This window comes from Thermus amyloliquefaciens (assembly GCF_000744885.1).
In the GTDB taxonomy this organism is placed as follows: domain Bacteria; phylum Deinococcota; class Deinococci; order Deinococcales; family Thermaceae; genus Thermus; species Thermus amyloliquefaciens.
The window spans coordinates 1,896,342-1,913,581 of the sequence record NZ_JQMV01000003.1 but is presented as its reverse complement, the minus strand read 5'-3'; the positions used below and the strand labels follow the sequence as shown (position 1 = coordinate 1,913,581).

The window sequence follows — 17,240 nt, the reverse complement described above, 5'->3', positions numbered from 1 at the left end:
AAGGCCTTGAGCCGCATCCGCCCCATTATAGGGGCTGGAAGAGCAGGAAGGAGGTTTCCACCTCCCCCGCCACCTCCCTCTCGGCGATGAGGTCCACCCCTGGAGGCAGGGTGAGCCTCGCCCCTTCCGGGGCGAAGAAGGCCCAGACCTCCTGGCCCCGGTACCGCCTTTTGAAGGCCAGCACCCCTTTGCCCGCCTCCAAGGGGAGAAGCCCGCCCAGGCGCAGGGCAGGGTGGGTGCGCTTGAGCCTCACCAGCCTGCGGATGAGGGTTAGCACCTCCCGGTTCCATGCGCTTTCGTTCCAGGGAAAGGGGGCCCGGCAGTAGGGGTCCCCTTGCCACTGGGTGTAGGGATTGGGCTGGGAAAGGCCCACCTCGTCCCCGTAGTAGATGGCGGGGCTTCCCGGGAAGGCGAAGAGGAGGGTATAGGCCAGCTTGAACCGCTCCACATCCCCCTTAAGCCGCCACAGGGCCCGGGGGATGTCGTGGGAGGAGATGAGGGTGTACATGCTGTGCCGAAGCTGCAGGGGCAGGGCCTGGTAGTGGTCCCAGAGGACCGCCCAGGTCTCCTGGGCCTCCAGGTGCACGTGCCGCCCGTGCACATCCCGCCCGGAAAGCCACTCCATCACGGGATGGGCGAAGCCCGCGTAGTGCATGGCCCCATCCAGGGTGTGGGCCCGCAGGGTGGGGGTGGCGTCGTAGGAAAGCTCCCCGATCACCAGGGCCTCGGGTCTTTCCTCCTTGGCCGCCCGGGCCAGGGCCCTTAGCCAGTGGGCGTTCTTGCGGTTGGTGCCCCCTTCCCCTATGGAGTGGGCCACGTCCAGCCGCCACCCGTGGCAGAGGGGCATCCAGTAACGGATAGGGGCTTTCTTCCCGAAGACGAAGCGCTCCTGGGTGAGGGGGGAGGCGTAGTCCAGCTTGGGCATGGACCTTAGACCCCAGAAGGCGGCGTAGCCGCCATCGGGGTGGAAGGTGAACATGCCCCGCTCGGGGGCTTCGGGGTCCTGTAGGGCCTTTTGGAACCAGGGGTGGGTGGCCCCCACGTGGTTGAAGACGCCATCCAGCACCAGGCGCATGCCCCTCTTTTCCAAGGCCTGGTAGAGGGCTTCCAGGGCCTCTTCTCCCCCCAGGTGGGGGTCCACCCGCAGGTAGTCCTCCGTGTCGTAGCGGTGGCTGCTCTTGCTTTGGAAGATGGGCGTTAGGTAGAGGGTTTCCACCCCCAGGCTCTCCAGGTAGGGGAGGGCCTCCAGGACGCCAAAGAGGTCCCCCCCATAGAACTCCCAGGCCCCTTCCGGACCCGGGGGCTCGTTCCAAGCCTTCTTGCGGATGGGCTTGCCCATGAGCCGCCATTCCCCATCCCGGGGGGCAAGCTCCTTGCGCCCCTGGCGGAAGCGGTCGGGGAAGATCTGGTAGTAGACCGTGCCCAGGGCCCACCTGGGGGGAAGGGGCCCCGCCAGGAGGTGGAAGAAGCGGTCGTAGCGGGGCAGGGTCTTTTCCAGGCCGTGGCTTCCCAGGAAGCCCTCGGGCAGGAGGAAGGCGTAGCGAAAGGGGCTTGTGTGCACGGGGACCCGCACCCTTAGGCCCCCTGGGGCCCGTTCTAGGGGTTTTCTGTGGATCTCCCCATCCCTTTCGTAAAGGAGAAGCCCTTCCTCCGCCCCGGTTTCCAGGAAGAGGGCCACCTCCTCCCCCAGCCCGGGGAAGGGGGGGTCCACGTGCTCCAGGTCGTGGTGGGCCATGGCCCTATTCCTTCACCGCCCCGGCGGTGTACCCGGAGACGAAGTACTGCTGGAAGCCGTAGAAGAGGAAGAGGATGGGCAGGGAGCCCAGGACGCTGGCGGCGGCGAAGATCCCCCACTTGGTCTGGAACTGGCCGGTGGTGAAGCTCCTCAAGCCCACCCCCACGTTCCAGCTCTCCACCCCCGTGAGGACCAGGTTGGCCAGGACGAACTCCGAGTAGGTGCCCACGAACTGGAGGAGGAAGACGAAGACGAACATGGGGGCGGAGAGGGGAAGGAGGATCTTTGTGAAGACCTGCCACTTGGTGGCCCCGTCCACCATGGCCGCCTCCTCGAGGCTCGGGCTGATGCTTTCCAGATACCCCTTGTAGACCCAGGTGCCAAAGCTGATGATCCCCCCGGAGTAGGCCAGCACCAGGCCGGTGAAGGTGTTCAAAAGGTCCAGGCGGGAAAGCAGGTAGTAGATGGCCACAAGGGCCAAGAACCCCGGGAACATCTGCACGAAGATGAAGAAAAGGAGGAGCGGGTACCGCCCCGGCAGGTGGCGGAAGCGGGCAAAGGCGTAGCCGGCGGTGGCGGTGAGCAAGACGGCCAGCAGGCCCGTAAGCCCCGAGATGAGGAAGGTGTTCCGCACCCAGAGGAGAAACTTGCTTTCCGTGCCCTGGCCGGTGAACTGCTTGGGGGAAAGGGAAAGGGCCAGGGCGAATACGCTCAGGGCCAGGAGGAGCAGGGCCCTTCCCTGCCAGAGGTCCATCCAGTCCTCCGGGGGTCTTAGCCGCCTGAGGAGGCCGATGGCGGCCACCCCCAAAAGCCCAAGCCCCGCAAGGAGGAGCAGGCCCCCTTGATAGGGGTAAAGGACCACCCCTTCCACCAGCTTGGCGTAGTTCTCCAGGGAGGGCTCGGGCACGTAGGGGATGACCTTGGCGTCCAGGAGGAGAAACCCCGTGTCCGGCCTGCGGAAGCTGAAGAGGTTGTTGGTGGGGTCAAAGCTGGCGGCCACCACCTGCACCACGGGGTAGTAGACGAGGAGGATCAGCACCCAAAGGAAGAGGTGGGTCACCCCTTGCCAGAACAGGGGCCAGGGGCTTGCCTTGCGCCCCTGGAGGCGGTTGGCCAAGGCGGTGTAGGCCAGGCTGTAGAGGAGGACCAGGAGGACCAGGCCCAAAAGGATGCCCAGGGCGTAGGCCCAGCCGTAGGGCACGAAGACGCTGCCGAAGGCCACCTGCTTGCGGTAGGAACCCTCGTCAAAGAGCCGGTTTACGGCAAACCAGTAGACCCCATAGAGGCCGAGCCCGAGGAGGAGGAAGGCGAAAAGCCGCCGCATCTACCTCACCTCCCTTAAAGCCCCGGTCACCCGGAAGTTCACCAGGCTGATGGCCACGGTGATGGCGAAGATGAGGAGGCTGATGGCCGCCCCCAGGCCGTAGGCGGACTGCCCCTCGGCGCTGAAGGCGGTCTTGTAGGCCCAGGAGATGAGGATGTCCGTGGCCTGGGCCGTGGCCAGGCGGCCCTCCTGGGCGGGCCCCCCGCCGGTGAGCAGGTAGATGATGTAAAAGTTGTTGAAGTTGAAGGCGAAGGAGGAGAGGAGGATGGGCACCATGGGCTTTTCCAAAAGGGGCAGGGTGATGCCCCATAGCGCCTGCCAGGGGGTGGCCCCGTCCACCTTGGCCGCCTCGTAGAGCTCGTCGGGGATGGTGGAAAGGGCCCCTAAGGTGGCGGTCATCATGTAGGGAAAGCCCAGCCATAGGTTCACCAGGAGGATGGCCACCTTGGCCCAGTCGGGGTCGTTGAGCCAGGGGATGGGGTAGATCCCTAGGACCCCCAAAAGGCGGTTGATGGCCCCGAAGTTGTAGTTGAGAAGGGCCACGAAAACCTGCACCGTGATCACCCCCGGCAAGGCCCAGGAGACGATGAGCACGGTGCGGTAGAAGTTCCTTAGCTTCAAGGCCTTGTTGTGGAGGACAAGCCCCAACACCAGGCCCAAGAGGGCGTTCAGGAGCACGGTGCTTAAGGCGAAGACCGCGTTCCAGGCGAAGACGGGAAGGAGGGCCTTGCTGGCCTGGGAGAGGATGAAGCTGAAGTTGCGCAGGCCCACGAATCCGAAGGCGTTCACCTTGGCCACGTACTCCACGGGAAAAGGAGGGTTGCGGTCCAGGAGAAGGGTGGGGCCTTCGGCCTCCAGGATCCGGGCCCGGGCCCGGTGCCCCTCGCTGTAGACCTCCACGGGCTCCCCTTGGCAGGGGTCGCAGCGAAGGGCTTCCTGAACGGGCTCCTCCAGGGTGAGCCTGGGGCCTTCCCGCTTCAGCACCCGGGTTTCCGTGGAGCGGTCGGGGAAGCCGTTTTTCCGCCCCGAGTAGTCGGTGAAGGCCAGGTAGACGGTGAGGGCGATGGGGTAGAGGGTGAAAACCAAAAGAAAGGATAGGGCGGGGAGGAAGTAGTACCAGTCGGTGAGCCAAGGGAAGAGGCGTCCCACCAGGATGGCCCCCGGTACCAGCACCAAAAGGGCCAGCACCAGGATGGTCCAGCCCGGAGGGGCCAGGTAGGCCTCGAGGGCCAGGTACCCCAGGAGGCCTACCCCCGTGGACAGGAGGAGGAGGCCCAAGAGCAAGGAGAGGGCCAGGAGAAAACCCTTAAGGCCAGGAGGGTGTTTCATGGTTTAAAGATAACCCCCCCACGGGGGAGGAAGGTCCCGTGGGGGGTCAGATGCCGGCGCATTTCCGCCCGGTGGGTTCCCGGGTGGGGTTACCTGCCGATGGCCTTTTTGATCTCGGCCACCATGTCCTCCACGATCTTCTTCACGTTGGAGTCAGGCCGCTGGATGGCCAGGTTGATGGCGTTGCCCCAAGGCCCCCAGACCTTGCCCATCTCGGGGATGTTGGGCATGGGGGTGCCCAGGGCGAAGACCTTGGCGAAGCCCGCCACCACCGGGTCCTTCTCCAGGGTCTTGGCGGCGCTCTTGGACACGGGGATGCGGCCGCCCGCCCGGTTGAAGCTGACCAGGTTCTTGCCGGTCACCAGGGTCTTGGCGAAGTTGACCGCGGCGGTTTTGTTCTTGGAGTAGGCGTTCACCACCACCCCCTGCACCCCCAGGAAGGGACCCCAGGGGTTCTTGGCCCCGGGAGGGGTGGGGAAGGGGGCGATGCCGAAATCGATCTTGGCCTTCTTGTAGTCCCCCAGGGCCCAGGGGCCGTTGACGATCATGGCCAGGGCCCCGTCCTTGAAGGCCCCGTCGGCCACCCCGTAGTCCACCCCCTCAGGCACCAGGTTGTAGCGGAAGCGGAGGTCCTTGATGAAGGCGAGCGCCTTCTCCCCCACCTCCCCGCCCAGGAGGAGCTTGCTGGGGTCCAGGTTGCCCTTGGCGTCCTTGGCGAAGACGTTCTCGGCGCCGAAGGCCTTGAAGAAGCCGAAGTTGAAGTAGGGGTCGCCGATGTTGTAGAGGAAGCCGAAGGTGGAGCCGGTGGTGTGCTGGCGGGCCAAGGCCAGGAACTCCTCCCAGGTCTTGGGGGCTTCCTTCACGTACTTCTTGTTGTAGATGAGGGCCACGCTCTCGGCGAAGGCGGGAAGCCCCAGGAGCTTACCCCCGAAGGTGAAGGCCTCCACCGCCACGCCTTGCAGGTCGGAAAGGTAGCTTTGGGTCACGTACTTGCCCATGGGCTCCAGCACCCCGGCCTGGGCCATCTCCCCTAACCAGTCGTGGGGGACGGAGACCACAAGGTCCGCGGCCTGCCCCTGGGGGGCTCCCAGGATGAACTTCTGCTTGATGTCCCCAAAGGGGACCTCCACCACCTCCACCTTGGTGCCGGAGGTCTTCTCGTAGGCTTGGGCTTGCGCCTTGAGCCACTCCAGCTCGGGGCCGCCAAAGTGGGTCCACACCGTGATCTTCCCCTGGGCAAGGGCCAGGGAGAACCCGAGGGCCAGTACCGCCAGTGCTTTTTTCATAGCCCACCTCCGGGCGCGTGGTAGCGCTTCCGCTTTGCTTTCTTCCGCGCCCTCCAGGTTGCAGTATACTCCTCCTTCCCCGGGGCACAAGTCCCCTAAGGCCAAAGGGCCCTGACCACCTCAAAGGCGATGAGGGCCAGGATGCCCACCTCCACCGCCTGGGTTCTCAGGTGGACCACCTCCTCGGTGACCATCTCGTAGGTGGCCTCTAAGACGCGAAGCTTTTCCTCCAGGCTCCGTTCCAGTTCGTGGGCCCCGTAAAGCTCGAGGGCGGCCCGGTAGATCTTGGCGTAAAAGAGGTCCTCGGTGATGCGCAAGGCTCCCTCCATCCGAGCGCGCACGTCCGCGATCTCCGCATGGCGGGCCATGAGGCGCCGCCTGAGGCGCTGGAGGTTGCCGTAGCCCCAAAGGCCCCGGTGCCTGAGCACCTGGGGCACGGCCTCCAGCTCCTGGGTGAGGACCCCATCGTAGTAGGAAAGCTCCAGGAGCTGGGCGTGCACGAACTCCACCAGGTCGGCCACGTCCCAGATCCCCTCCGAGTCCAGGATGAAGACCCGGTCAAACCCCAGAAGGGCCAGGTCCTCGGTGGAGTAGCTGTAGCGGTACCGCTCCATCTCCCGGCGGACCTCGGGGGCGAAGTCCTCCTTGGCCCCCATCCAAAGGGGGGTGAGGTCCACCGGGGGGGCGTGGGCCTTTTCCCCTTCGATACCCAGGGCGTGGTAGACGGTGAACTCCTCGCTCAAGCGCTTTTCCTCGGGGTGCAGGAGGGCGCCTTGCAGGTAGGGCTCCAGGGCCAAAAGCTCCGCCAGAAAAAACCCTTCCCAGAAGGGAAGCTCCGGCAAGGCCAGGGCCTGGGCCAGGAAGGCCTCCCAGGGGACCTTTTCCCCCAGGTGCACGCGAAAGGAAAGCGAGGCCACCCCGAACTCGTAAAGCCGGGCGGTCAGCAGGCCCGAGACGCCCTCCACGCTCCGCACCCCGAGCTCGATCTGCGCCGGGGGGTTTTCAAAGCGCACCGCCCCCAGCCTGGGCCGGGAGAGGCGGAGGCGGGGGGTATGCACACGGGTGAGGTCGATCTCATCCGCCAGGTCGTAAAGGCGGTACAGGGCGATGTGGGGCGAGAGTAGGTTCATGGACCGGATTCATTCCAACCGCGAGATCTCCCGGGGTGGGGGCCCGTGCTCGTAGGCCTTAAGGAGGGCCTTTAGGGCCTGGCCCCGGTGGGAGTGGCGGGCCTTTTCCTCCAGGGTCATCTCCGCAAAGGTCTTGCCCGCCTCGGGCACGTAGAAGAGGGGGTCATACCCAAAGCCCCCCTCCCCTCGAGGCGCCTCCAGGATGTACCCCTCCACCTGTCCCTCATAGGTTTCCACATGCCCGTCGGGGTAGGCCAGGACCAGGACCGCCACGAAGCGCGCCCTTCGCTCCTCCCCCTTGAGGTGGCGCATCCTCTCCAGGAGGTAGACGTTCCGTTCGCGGTCCGTCTCCCTTCCCCCATAGCGGGCGGAGTAGATCCCGGGCTCCCCCCCTAGGGCGTAGACCTCTAGGCCCGAGTCGTCCGCCAGGGCGGGAAGCCCCGTGGCCTTGGCCACGTAGGCGGCCTTGAGGAGGGCGTTTTCCAGGAAGGTGGTGCCCTCCTCCTTGGGCATGCGCAAGGGGAAGTCGGCCAGGGAGAGGAGGGTCCAGCCCAGGGGAGCCAGCCCCTCCTTAAGCTCCCTCACCTTGCCGGGATTGCCCGTGGCCAAAACAACCCGCATCGCTTCTAGGATACACCCTTCAGGGCCCGCACCACCTCCTCTGGGGAGTCCAGGGGGGTGATGAGGCCGAGGTCCTGGGGATCTATCGCCCCGTGCTCCCGGAGAAACCCAAGCCAACCCAGTAGCCCCTGCCAATACCCCCGGTCCAGGGCGAAGACGGGGAAGGGGTGGACCTTTTCCGTCTGGATGAGGACCAGGACCTCGGCAAGCTCGTCCAGGGTGCCGAGGCCCCCGGGCAGGAAGACGAAGGCGTGGGCGTAGCGCACGAAGAGCACTTTGCGCACGAAGAAATAGCGCAAGGAAAGGGCGTGGGTCTGGTAGGGGTTGGGCCTTTGCTCGTGGGGCAGCTCGATGTTCAGGCCCACGCTGATCCCCCCGGCTTCAAAGGCCCCCCGGTTCACCGCCTCCATGACCCCTGGCCCCCCACCCGTGACCACCCCGAAGCCCGCCTGGGCCAGGGCCTTTCCCAGGCGGTAGCCCAGCCCGTAGGCGGGGTGGCCCTCCCCAAAGCGGGCGGAGCCGAAGACGGAGACCAGGGGGACCTCTATTTCCGAAAGGGTTTCAAACCCTTCCACGAACTCCGCCAGGATGCGGAAAAGCCGCCAGGCGTCCTCGTGGTGGAGCTGGTCGATCAGGGGTTTCTTGGCCATCAGAGCTCCTCCAGGCTGACCCGCTTTAGCTCCTCCACCCTCACCCCCAGGCGCTCCGCCAGGCTCCGGTAGCTTTCCAAGTCCCCGGTCACGAAGTGGACCACCCGGCCTTGGCCCAGGGGATTGAGGAGGCCCTCTCGCCTTAGGGTCTCGGCTACCGCCTCCGCCGTGGCCTCGGCGGAGTCAAGGAGCCTCACCCCCGGAAGCACCTTGGCCAGGGTGTTCTTCAAAAAGGGGTAGTGGGTGCAGCCCAGGATCAGGGCCTCGAGGTCCTTGGGCGCCTCCTCCAGGTAGTGCCGGGCCACCAAGAGGGCCACGGGGTCATCCCAAAGCCCCTCCTCCACCAAGGGCACGAAAAGGGGACAGGCCTTGGCCCAGGAAACCTCCACGTAGCGCTCGTAGGCCCGGCTTTCCACCGTGGCCTGGGTGCCGATGAGGCCCACCTTGCCGTGGCCTTGGGCGGCCTTGGCCACGGGCTCCAGCACCCCGAAGACCGGCACGGAAAGATCCTCGGCCAGGTCCGGAAGGGCGGCGGAGCTTGCGGTGTTGCAGGCCACCACGATGGCCTTAACCCCTTGTCGGAGCAAAAACCCCGCGATCTCCCAGGCGAAGCGCCGCACCATGGGGAGGGGTTTGCTCCCATAGGGTACCCGGGCGGTGTCGCCGAAATAGAGAAAGTCCTCCTGGGGTAGGGCCCGGCGCAAAGCGGTGAGCACCGTAAGCCCGCCCACCCCCGAATCGAAGACGCCGATGGGCCGCCTAGGGTCCTTCACGAGCCGCCATCATACCCTGGACGGCAAAAGGGGGGTGCTATACTATCAGGGTTGCCCCGGTGGGGGGCGAGGGAGGTGCGCAAGTTGAGGCTGGTCACGTCCGAGTCGGTCACGGAAGGACACCCGGATAAGCTGGCGGACCGGATCTCCGACGCCATCCTGGACGCCCTGATCGCCCAGGATAAAAGGGCGCGGGTGGCAGCGGAAACCCTGGTTACCACGGGGCTGGTGTTTGTGGCGGGAGAGATCACCACCGAGGGGTATGTGGATATCCCGGGCCTGGTGCGCAAGACGGTGCGGGAGGTGGGCTACACCCGGGCCAAGTACGGCTTTGACGCCGACACCTGTGCGGTGCTCACCGCCATCGACGAGCAGTCCCCGGACATCGCCGGCGGGGTGAACCTCTCCTACGAGTGGCGGGTCCTCAAGTCCACCGACCCCTTGGACCGCACGGGCGCGGGGGACCAGGGCCTCATGTTCGGCTACGCCACCGACGAGACCCCGGAGCTCATGCCTTTGCCCATCACCCTGGCCCACCGCCTCACCATGCGCCTGGCGGAGGTGCGGAAGACGGGGCTTCTTCCCTACCTGCGCCCCGACGGCAAGGCCCAGGTCACCGTGGTCTACGAGGGGGACCGGCCCCTTTACGTGAAGACGGTGGTGGTCTCCGCCCAGCACTCCCCCGAGGTGGAGCAGGACCAGCTCCGCGAGGACCTCATCCGCGAGGTGGTCCGCCAGGCCATCCCCCCCGAGTACCTGAAGGAAGGGGAGACGGAGTACCTCATCAACCCCTCGGGCCGCTTCATCCTGGGGGGTCCCCACGCGGACACCGGGCTTACGGGGCGGAAAATCATCGTGGACACCTATGGGGGGGCGGTGCCCCACGGGGGCGGGGCCTTCAGCGGCAAGGACCCCACCAAGGTGGACCGCTCCGCCAGCTACTACGCCCGCTACATGGCCAAGAACCTGGTGGCGGCAGGCCTGGCCCGCCGGGCCCTGGTGGAGCTGGCCTACGCCATCGGCAAGGCCCGGCCTGTGTCCTTGAGGGTGGAGACCTTCGGCACTGGCATCCTCCCCGACGAGAAGATTACCCAGATCGTGGGGAAGGTGTTTGACCCCAGGCCCCTGGCCATCATTGAGGAGCTGGACCTCCTAAGGCCCATCTACACCCCCACCAGCGCCTACGGCCACTTTGGCCGTGCGGGCTTCCCCTGGGAGGAGACGGACCGGGTGGAGGCCCTAAGGCGGGAAGCGGGCCTCTGAGGCCCCCCTGGCGAAGCCCTCCTGCCCGCTGGATGCCAAAGGAGGGGCGCCGGGCCCACATGACCCAAGGGCAGGAAGAGGAAGGCGGGGCCCAGGCCCTTTCCGGGGCTCTTAACCCACCTCCACCCGGTTTTTCCCCCGGCGTTTGGCCTGGTAGAGGGCGTCGTCGGCCCGCTTGAGGAGGGAAAGGGGGGAGTCTTCGGGGCGGGCCTCGGCCACGCCGATGCTGGCGGTCAACCCCGCCACCGGAATGACCTTCAGGGCGGCCACCGCCTGGCGCAGGCGCCCCGCCAGGCGCACCGCCTGGGCTAAGGGGGTTTCCACCAGGAGGATGGCGAACTCCTCCCCCCCCAGGCGCACGGGCCGGTCGCTTTTCCGGAGGTGCTCTTCCAGGCAGCGGGCAAGGGCCCTTAGCACCCGGTCCCCCACGGGATGGCCATAGGTATCGTTCACCTTTTTGAAGTCGTCCAGATCCAGGACCAGGAGGGAGAGGGGTCGGTTATACCTTCGGGCGCGGAAGAGCTCCCTTTCCAGGATTAGATCCAGATAGCGCCGGTTCCTAAGGCCGGTGAGGGGGTCGGTGTAGGCTTCCAGCTGGGCTTCCAGGTAGCCCTCCTTGACCCGCACCAGCATGTAGAGAAGGCCCACATAGGCCAGGTTGGCCCCGAAGAACTGGGCCAAGGCGTTGAGGTGCTCCGCGTGGAAGTGGCCGCGGAAGGCCCCCACCACGGAAAGGAGAAAGAGGGCGAGGAGGTAGAGGAGGGCCAGGCGCACCGCTTGCCGGGCTTGAAAGAAAAGAAAACTGCTAAAGTACACGAAGGGCACCCAGTAGGCGGCAGGGGACAGGCCCAAGGGGTTGGGGACCAAAAGGAGCTGGTAGGCCAGGGTGGCCAGGAGGTAGGTGGCCACGAGGGTATGGGCCAGGACCAGAACCCAGGGGCCGGTGCGGGGGGAGCGCCACAGGGCTATGGCCAAAAGGGAAAAACCCAAGGCCAGGAGAGGGAGGAAGAGGCGGTCCACCGGGTCCAGCCCCGCGGCCCTCGAGGTGGCCCAGGCCACCAGGGCCAAAAGGGCCCCCAAGGGCAGAAGCCAAAGGGCCGTTCGCCGCCTTAGGGGGTTTAGGGGGTCCAAAAGCTCTAGGGTGGGATGAAAGCCACTTTCAGTATACAGGGGTCCCGCCCGGGCCATATACCCAGGATGGCCAAGCCTCCCTTAACAAACCCTTAAGGGCCCTTCAGTCCTCCAGATAGGTGTAGCCCTGGAGCTCCCGCATGTACCGCTCCAGGAAGGCTCCTTTTTCCACGGGGGAGAGGCGGCTTTGCCGCACCAGCCGTTCCACGCCCAGGAAAAGCTCCCGGGCGGTGAAGCCCATCTTCTCGATGACCTTCTCCGCGGTCTCCCCGGGGACAAACCGCTCGATGGCAAACCCCTCCTCGTCCACCACCACGTGGGCCTCCCCCACCTGGCCGAAGAGGTTGTGGTTGCTGCCCAACACGTCCTGGTAGCCCCCCACCAGGAAAACCCCCAGGTAGTAGTCCTCCCCCGGGCGGATGGGGTGGACGGGCAGGCTCTGGCGCACATCGTGCAGGTCGATGAAGCGGTCGATCTTGCCGTCGGAGTCGCAGGAGATGTCCACCAGGGTGGCCTGGCGGGTGGGGGGCTCGTGCAGGCGGCTCAGGGGAACGATGGGGAAAAGCTGGTGAATGGCCCAGGCGTCGGGGAGGCTTTGGAAAATGGAAAAATTGCAGACGAGTTTGTCCGCCAGCAGCTTTTCCAGGTCCTCAAACTCATCGGGGGCGTAGGGCAGTTCCCGCACGATGGCGTAGACCCGCCGGGCGATGTGGTAGAAGATCTCCTCCGCTAGGGCGCGGTCCCGCAGGGACACCAGCCCCAGGTCGTAGAGGGTCTGCAGGGTCTCCTTGTCCGCGAAGGCGTCGTGGTAGACCTCGCGGAAGTTCTTGGGGGAGAGGGTTTCCAGGCTCTCCCAAAGCTCCTTGACCAGGGGGTGGGCCTCCGGGGGCGGGGGGTTGGGCCGGGCCTCCCCCGGGGGGGTGATGACGTCGATGACCTCGAGGACCAAAACCTCGTGGTACGCGGTCACCGCCCGGCCGGACTCCGTGACCAGGGTGGGGTGGGGTTCCCCCTGGGCCTCCACCACCTCCTTGGTCACGTAGACCAGGTCCTCGGCGTACTCGGGAAGGGTGTAGTTGGCGGAGGCGTAGAAGTTGGTCTTGGAGCCGTCGTAGTCCACCGCCAGCCCCCCGCCCAGGTTGAGGTACCGGATGGGGGCCCCCAGCTTCCTGAGCTGCACGTAGGTCTGGGCCGCTTCCCGCACCGCGGCCTTGATCTTGCGGATATCCGTCACCTGGCTGCCGATGTGGGCGTGGACCATGACCAGGGTGTCCAGGAGCCCCTCCTCCTTCAGGATCTCCACCGCCCGGATGATCTCCGGGGTGGTGAGGCCGAACTTGGCGTTTTCTCCCCCGCTGGCCTCCCACTGCCCGGCCCCTTTGGCCTTCAGCTTGTAACGGATGCCCAGCTGGGGTCGGACGCCCAGCTCCTTGGAGATGCGGATCACCCGGGGAAGCTCGGCGAACTTCTCCAGGGTGATGACCACGTTCCGGGAGAGCTTCCTGCCCATTAGGGCCAGGCGGATGAAGTCGTCGTCCTTGAAGCCGTTGGTGGTGATGAGGGCTTCCGGGGAGAGGTCCTGGGCCAGGATCAGGGCGAGTTCCGCCTTGCTCCCCGCCTCGAGGCCATAGTGGTAAGGCCTTCCCGCCTTGGCCACGGTTTCCAGCACCAGCCGGCGCTGGTTCACCTTCACGGGGTAGACCCCGCGGTAGCCTCCCCGGTAGCCGTACTTCTCCATGGCCCGCCGGAAGGCCTCGTTGAGCTCCCGCACCCGGGCCTCCAGGATCTGGGGGAAGCGGAGCACCAAGGGCAAGGGCCGCCCCTCGTCCCTAAGGGCCTCCACGATCTCCAAAAGGGAGGCGGAAGGGCCTTCCGGGCCCAGGGGGGTCACCTCCAGCTCCCCATCCCGCCCCACCCGGAAGAACCCCGCTCCCCAGTAGGGCACCAGGTAGATCTCTTCCGCTTCTTTGGGGGAAAAGCGCCTGGCGGTCTTCAATCCCGTTCAACCTCCGCCCTTGAGTGTAGGGCGGAAGGGGCGGCTTGGGAAGGGGTGGGGCTCCGGTAAAGGTACCCCTCGCCTTCCTTAGGGGTTTCCCCCGGGTCCACCAGGTAGAGGAAAGGGCCTCCCGTTTGGTTGACCAGGGCATAACCCCTCGTCCGCAAGAGGGGATGCAGGGCCTTTTCCGCCTGGAAGGCGAGGGGCACGGGCCCCAGCTCCTCCTGGACTTCCTCCAAAAAGTCCAGCCAGCGGGCCAGCTGCGCGGGCCCCACGCCTGGGGGCACCAGAAGCCGCACCGCTCCCCGCTTGTCGCCGAAAAGCCGGAAGCGCCTCAGAAAACGCCTCAGGGTGCGCCTTTCCTCCCCTGAGGGCTCAAAGGTGAGGTGCTGGTGGCCATAGACGCTGAAGCGGAACCCCTCGGGGGCCAGGGCCCTTAACCGGCTTATGGTCTTCCTGTCCCCCACCCGGTGCCACCAGGAGAGCTCCACCGTGGGAAAGGCCTTGGCGTAGGCCTTAAAACCCCCGGGGTAGCCCCTATACCCCCTAAGGCCTTCCAGGATCAAGCCAAGCCTCCAAAAAGGCCAGCCCCATCCGGGCCATCAAGGGGGTGATGGTGTGCCCAGCCCCCTCCTCCACGAAACGGGCGAGCCGCCCCTCGGGGTAATGGGGCCGCAAGGCCTCCACGGTTTTCTCCATGCGGGAAAGGGGCACGATGAGGTCCTTGGTGCCGTGGAGGTGGAGAAGGGGTACGCCCCCGTAGGCCTCTCCCCTCAGGGCAGGAGGGGTTTCGTAAAGGGCCAAAACCTTGCCGTCCACCACCTCCTGCCCTTGGGGGAGCTTCATGGGAAAACCGCTCCCGATGAAGGCCAGGGCCCCTTCCGCCCGGAACCCTTGGGAAAGGAGCAGGTGGACCACAAAGGCCCCCAGGCTTCCGCCCGCCAGGAAAAGGGGCAGGCCGAAGCGCTCCCCCGCTTCCCGGGCCACCGCCTTGGCCTCCTCGGCGAAGGCCAAGGCCACCTGGTACACCTCCTCCACGTAGCGGGGGCTTTTGGAGGAGGGGGGTGGGCCTTCCCGGTCCCCGTGCCGGGGGGCATCCCACGCCAGGAGGAGAAAGCCCTTTTCCGCATACCCCGGGAGGAGGGAAAGGATGTGCTCCTTAGACCCCTGAAGCCCATGGAGGGCCAGGAGGAGGGCCCTGGGGCGCTCGGGGATGTGGGCCAGCACCCTCTGCCCTGCCAGGTTCAAGGCCTCTTTCCGCATCCCGCTCCCCTTTAGGTGAAAAGGCTGGACACCGACTCCCCCCGGTGGATGCGCCAGATGGCCTCGGCGAAGAGGGGGGCCACGGAAAGGGTCTTGAGCTTGGGGCCTTCCTTGGGGAGGCAGGTGTCGGTGGTGGCCACCTCCTTCACCGGGCTCTTGGCGATGCGTTCCAGGGCCGGGCCCACATAGACCCCGTGGGTGGCGGCGGCGTAAACCTCCTTGGCCCCCGCCTGCAACAGGGCCTCCACCGCCTCCACCAGGCTTCCCGCGGTGGAGATCTCGTCGTCCACGATCAGGGCGGTCTTCCCCCTCACCTCGCCCACCAGCATCCGAACCCGCACCTCGGTGTCGGAAACCCGTTCCTTGTCAATGAAGGCCAGGGGGAGGCGGAGGCGCCGGGCCAGGGAGCTGGCCCTCTTGAGGTCACCGGCGTCCGGGGCCACCACCACCGCGTTTTCCAGGTCCACCCGGGTGGCAAAGTGGTTGGCGATGACGGGTTCTGCGGAAAGGTGGTCCACGGGCACCTTGAAGAAGCCGTGGACCTGGGGGGAGTGCAGGGTCATGGTGAGGACCCGGTCGGCCCCGGCGGTCTGGAGGAGGTCGGCGATGAGCCTGGCGGCGATGGAGATGCGGGGGGCGTCCTTCTTGTCGCTGCGGGCGTAGGAAAAGTAGGGGATGACCGCGGTGACCCGGGCGGCGCTGGCCCCCTTGGCGGCGTCCACCATCATGAGGAGCTCCATGAGGTGGTCCTGCACGGGGGGGGTCAGGGACTGGACGATGAAGACATCCCCCTCCCGCAGGCTTTCCTCAAAGCGCACGAAGAGGTTGTCGTTGGCGAAGCGCTGGGTGGCGCTTTTCCCCAAGGGGAGGTCCAGGGCCTCAGCGATGGCTTGGGCTAGGGGCTTATTGGACTGACCGGAGAAGATCAGCAGGGGGCGGTCCATGCCGTTCCCCAAGATACCACGCCCCTGGGGTATGCCCCACGCCAGGTCCGCCGGTCAGTTAAGGGCCGGTTGCCCTCAGGGAAGAAGGGCTAAGGAGGCTTTCTGGGGTCCCCGTGGTGGCGCAAGCCACGACGGGGTGCTTAGAGCAGGGTGAGGCTTTCCTGCAAGGGGGTGGTGACCTCGAGGCCTTGGGGGTGCAAATAGACGTTCACCTCGGTGCGCACCCCGAAATCGGGCAGGTAGACCCCGGGTTCCACGGTGAAGGCCAGCCCCGGCACCAGGGGGCGGAAGTCGTGGGTTTCCAGGTCGTCCAGGTGGGGGCCGGAGCCGTGGACCTCCTCTCCCAGGTTGTGCCCCGTGCGGTGGCGGATGTGGGGGCCGTAGCCCTCCCCTTCCAAAAGGCCCCTGGCCACCCGGTCCACCTCAAAGCCCTTAGGGTAGCGCCCCTTCCGGTAGGCCTCGGCCACGAAGCGGATGGCCGCGTCCCGGGCCCGGGCCACCGCCTGGAAGGCCCAGTGGGCGGCCTCTGGGGGCCTTAGGCCCGCCATCCAGGTGATGTCGGCATAGACCCCGCCCCTCTCCTTGGCCCAAAGGTCTAAAAGCACCACCTCCCCCTCCTCGAGGGCCTTGTCCGTGGGGGCGTGGTGGGGGTTGGCGGCGTTTTGGCCGAAGGCCACCATGGGAGGGTGGTCAAAGACCAGGCCCCGTTCCTCCAGGGCCTGGACCAAGACGGCCTGCACCGCCCGTTCCGTGGGCCGCGGGTTCTGGCGCAAGAAGGCCAGCGCCCGGTCCCTGGCGGCCACCAAGCCCTCCACCGCCCGGCGGTGGCTTTGGACCTTTTCCTCCCCCCAGGTTTGGAAGAGGAGGAGCAGGGGCCAGGAGGAGACCAGCTCGAGGCCCATCCCCCTGAGGAGGTCCAGGCTGCCCCCATCCACCCGGGAAAGGTAGGGGATGAGCCCCCCGGGCACGTACTCCAGGGCGAGGCGCCTTTTCCCCTCCACAAGCCCCGCGAGGGCTTCCAGGTACCCCCGCCAGGTGTGGTAGGTGTGCCTTTTCCCTGGCAGGGGAGGGAAGAGGCTTTCCTCTATGGCGTGGCAGAGGAGGGTGGGCTCCCCTTCCCGCGGGATCAGGTAGGCGAAGCGCCGGGTGAGGTGAAGGGGGGTGAGGGCGAGGACTTCAAGGGCCAAGGGGTTGCTCCGGCCGAAGGAGAGGAGGAGCCAGGCGTCTAGCCTCTCCGCCTCGAGGACTTCCTGGACACGGGCGAGATCCACCCCCTTATCCTACCCTTGCGATCCAACTCACCTTTCCTTACCCCTGACGTGCTAGGGTAGGGGGTAGGGAGGTTTGGGAGATGGTGGAAACCCAGGAAGCCGTAATCCGCATCACTTCCCTGGCGGCGGAGAAGGCCAAGGAGATCCTGGCCCGTTATGGCAAGGAGCATGCGGCCATCCGGGTCTACATCAAGTCCGGCGGGTGCTCGGGCTTCCAGTACGGCATGGCCGTGGACGAGAGGGAGCTCGAGGGGGATACCCTCGTGGAGATGCACGGGGTGCGCCTGGTGGTGGACCCCATGTCCCTGCCCTACCTGGTGGGCTCGGAGATCGACTGGGTGGAGAGCCTCATGGGCGGGGGCTTCACCGTGCACAACCCCAACGCCGCCAGCACCTGCGGCTGCGGCCACTCCTTCCGCACCAAGGACCAGGAAGGCGAAGCCCGCACCTGCGGCCACTGATTTCCATTGGGAGCGCTTTTAGGGGCCCTGGTCTTGGGCCCCTTTAACCTTCTTCCCATTGAC

At 66.3% G+C, this 17,240-nt stretch carries 16 protein-coding genes; 2 read left to right on the top strand and 14 right to left on the bottom strand.

The window, feature by feature from the left end:
* Positions 1-25: 25 nt before the first annotated feature.
* The 8 genes from BS74_RS10300 to murI all read right to left on the bottom strand — a co-directional run bounded on the left by BS74_RS10300 (position 26) and on the right by murI (position 8,848).
* The gene (locus tag BS74_RS10300; RefSeq protein ID WP_038058459.1) at positions 26-1,735 is read right to left on the bottom strand and encodes a glycoside hydrolase family 13 protein; all 1,710 of its coding nucleotides are present in this window, start codon (positions 1,733-1,735) and stop codon (positions 26-28) included.
* A 4-nt stretch (positions 1,736-1,739) separates the two neighbouring features.
* Positions 1,740-3,059 carry a sugar ABC transporter permease gene (locus tag BS74_RS10295; protein WP_038058458.1) on the bottom strand — a complete coding sequence of 440 codons (1,320 nt, stop codon included), beginning with the start codon at positions 3,057-3,059 and terminating at the stop codon, positions 1,740-1,742.
* Positions 3,060-4,388, bottom strand: coding sequence for an ABC transporter permease subunit (locus BS74_RS10290; protein ID WP_038058457.1), 1,329 nt, complete (start codon positions 4,386-4,388; stop codon positions 3,060-3,062).
* A gap of 89 nt (positions 4,389-4,477) precedes the next feature.
* On the bottom strand, positions 4,478-5,674 hold the full coding sequence (locus BS74_RS10285) for a sugar ABC transporter substrate-binding protein (protein WP_038058456.1): 1,197 nt from the start codon (positions 5,672-5,674) through the stop codon (positions 4,478-4,480).
* Between the two features lie 95 nt (positions 5,675-5,769).
* Complete coding sequence (locus BS74_RS10280) at positions 5,770-6,804, bottom strand: RMD1 family protein (RefSeq protein WP_038058455.1); 1,035 nt, start codon at positions 6,802-6,804, stop codon at positions 5,770-5,772.
* A gap of 9 nt (positions 6,805-6,813) precedes the next feature.
* Positions 6,814-7,425 (bottom strand): XTP/dITP diphosphatase, encoded by a 612-nt coding sequence (locus BS74_RS10275; protein ID WP_038058454.1) that lies wholly within the window; start codon positions 7,423-7,425, stop codon positions 6,814-6,816.
* A gap of 5 nt (positions 7,426-7,430) precedes the next feature.
* On the bottom strand, positions 7,431-8,075 hold the full coding sequence (locus BS74_RS10270) for an LOG family protein (RefSeq protein WP_038058453.1): 645 nt from the start codon (positions 8,073-8,075) through the stop codon (positions 7,431-7,433).
* Positions 8,075-8,848 carry a glutamate racemase gene (murI, locus tag BS74_RS10265; protein WP_038058452.1) on the bottom strand — a complete coding sequence of 258 codons (774 nt, stop codon included), beginning with the start codon at positions 8,846-8,848 and terminating at the stop codon, positions 8,075-8,077. The genes BS74_RS10270 and murI overlap by 1 nt, the downstream gene beginning before the upstream one ends.
* Positions 8,849-8,932: 84 nt before the next feature.
* Between murI and metK the strand changes: the two genes are divergently transcribed.
* Entirely contained in the window at positions 8,933-10,111 is a 1,179-nt protein-coding gene (gene metK, locus BS74_RS10260) for a methionine adenosyltransferase (RefSeq protein WP_038059178.1), read from the top strand.
* Between the two features lie 111 nt (positions 10,112-10,222).
* Here metK and BS74_RS10255 read toward each other — a convergent pair whose 3' ends face one another.
* The 6 genes from BS74_RS10255 to BS74_RS10230 form a co-directional block, all read right to left on the bottom strand.
* Positions 10,223-11,299, bottom strand: coding sequence for a diguanylate cyclase (locus BS74_RS10255; RefSeq protein ID WP_051946848.1), 1,077 nt, complete (start codon positions 11,297-11,299; stop codon positions 10,223-10,225).
* Positions 11,300-11,345: 46 nt separating this feature from the next.
* Entirely contained in the window at positions 11,346-13,238 is a 1,893-nt protein-coding gene (speA, locus tag BS74_RS10250) for a biosynthetic arginine decarboxylase (RefSeq protein WP_038058450.1), read from the bottom strand.
* The gene (locus BS74_RS10245; protein ID WP_038058448.1) at positions 13,235-13,804 is read right to left on the bottom strand and encodes a DUF72 domain-containing protein; all 570 of its coding nucleotides are present in this window, start codon (positions 13,802-13,804) and stop codon (positions 13,235-13,237) included. The genes speA and BS74_RS10245 overlap by 4 nt, the downstream gene beginning before the upstream one ends.
* Positions 13,785-14,501, bottom strand: coding sequence for an alpha/beta hydrolase (locus tag BS74_RS10240; RefSeq protein WP_038058446.1), 717 nt, complete (start codon positions 14,499-14,501; stop codon positions 13,785-13,787). The genes BS74_RS10245 and BS74_RS10240 overlap by 20 nt, the downstream gene beginning before the upstream one ends.
* 11 nt (positions 14,502-14,512) lie before the next feature.
* The gene (locus BS74_RS10235) at positions 14,513-15,445 is read right to left on the bottom strand and encodes a ribose-phosphate diphosphokinase (RefSeq protein ID WP_038058444.1); all 933 of its coding nucleotides are present in this window, start codon (positions 15,443-15,445) and stop codon (positions 14,513-14,515) included.
* Positions 15,446-15,585: 140 nt separating this feature from the next.
* Positions 15,586-16,716, bottom strand: coding sequence for a M24 family metallopeptidase (locus tag BS74_RS10230; protein ID WP_038058442.1), 1,131 nt, complete (start codon positions 16,714-16,716; stop codon positions 15,586-15,588).
* Positions 16,717-16,796: 80 nt separating this feature from the next.
* Here BS74_RS10230 and erpA point away from each other — a divergent pair, with 80 nt between their 5' ends.
* Entirely contained in the window at positions 16,797-17,177 is a 381-nt protein-coding gene (gene erpA / locus BS74_RS10225) for an iron-sulfur cluster insertion protein ErpA (RefSeq protein ID WP_038058440.1), read from the top strand.
* Positions 17,178-17,240: the final 63 nt, after the last annotated feature.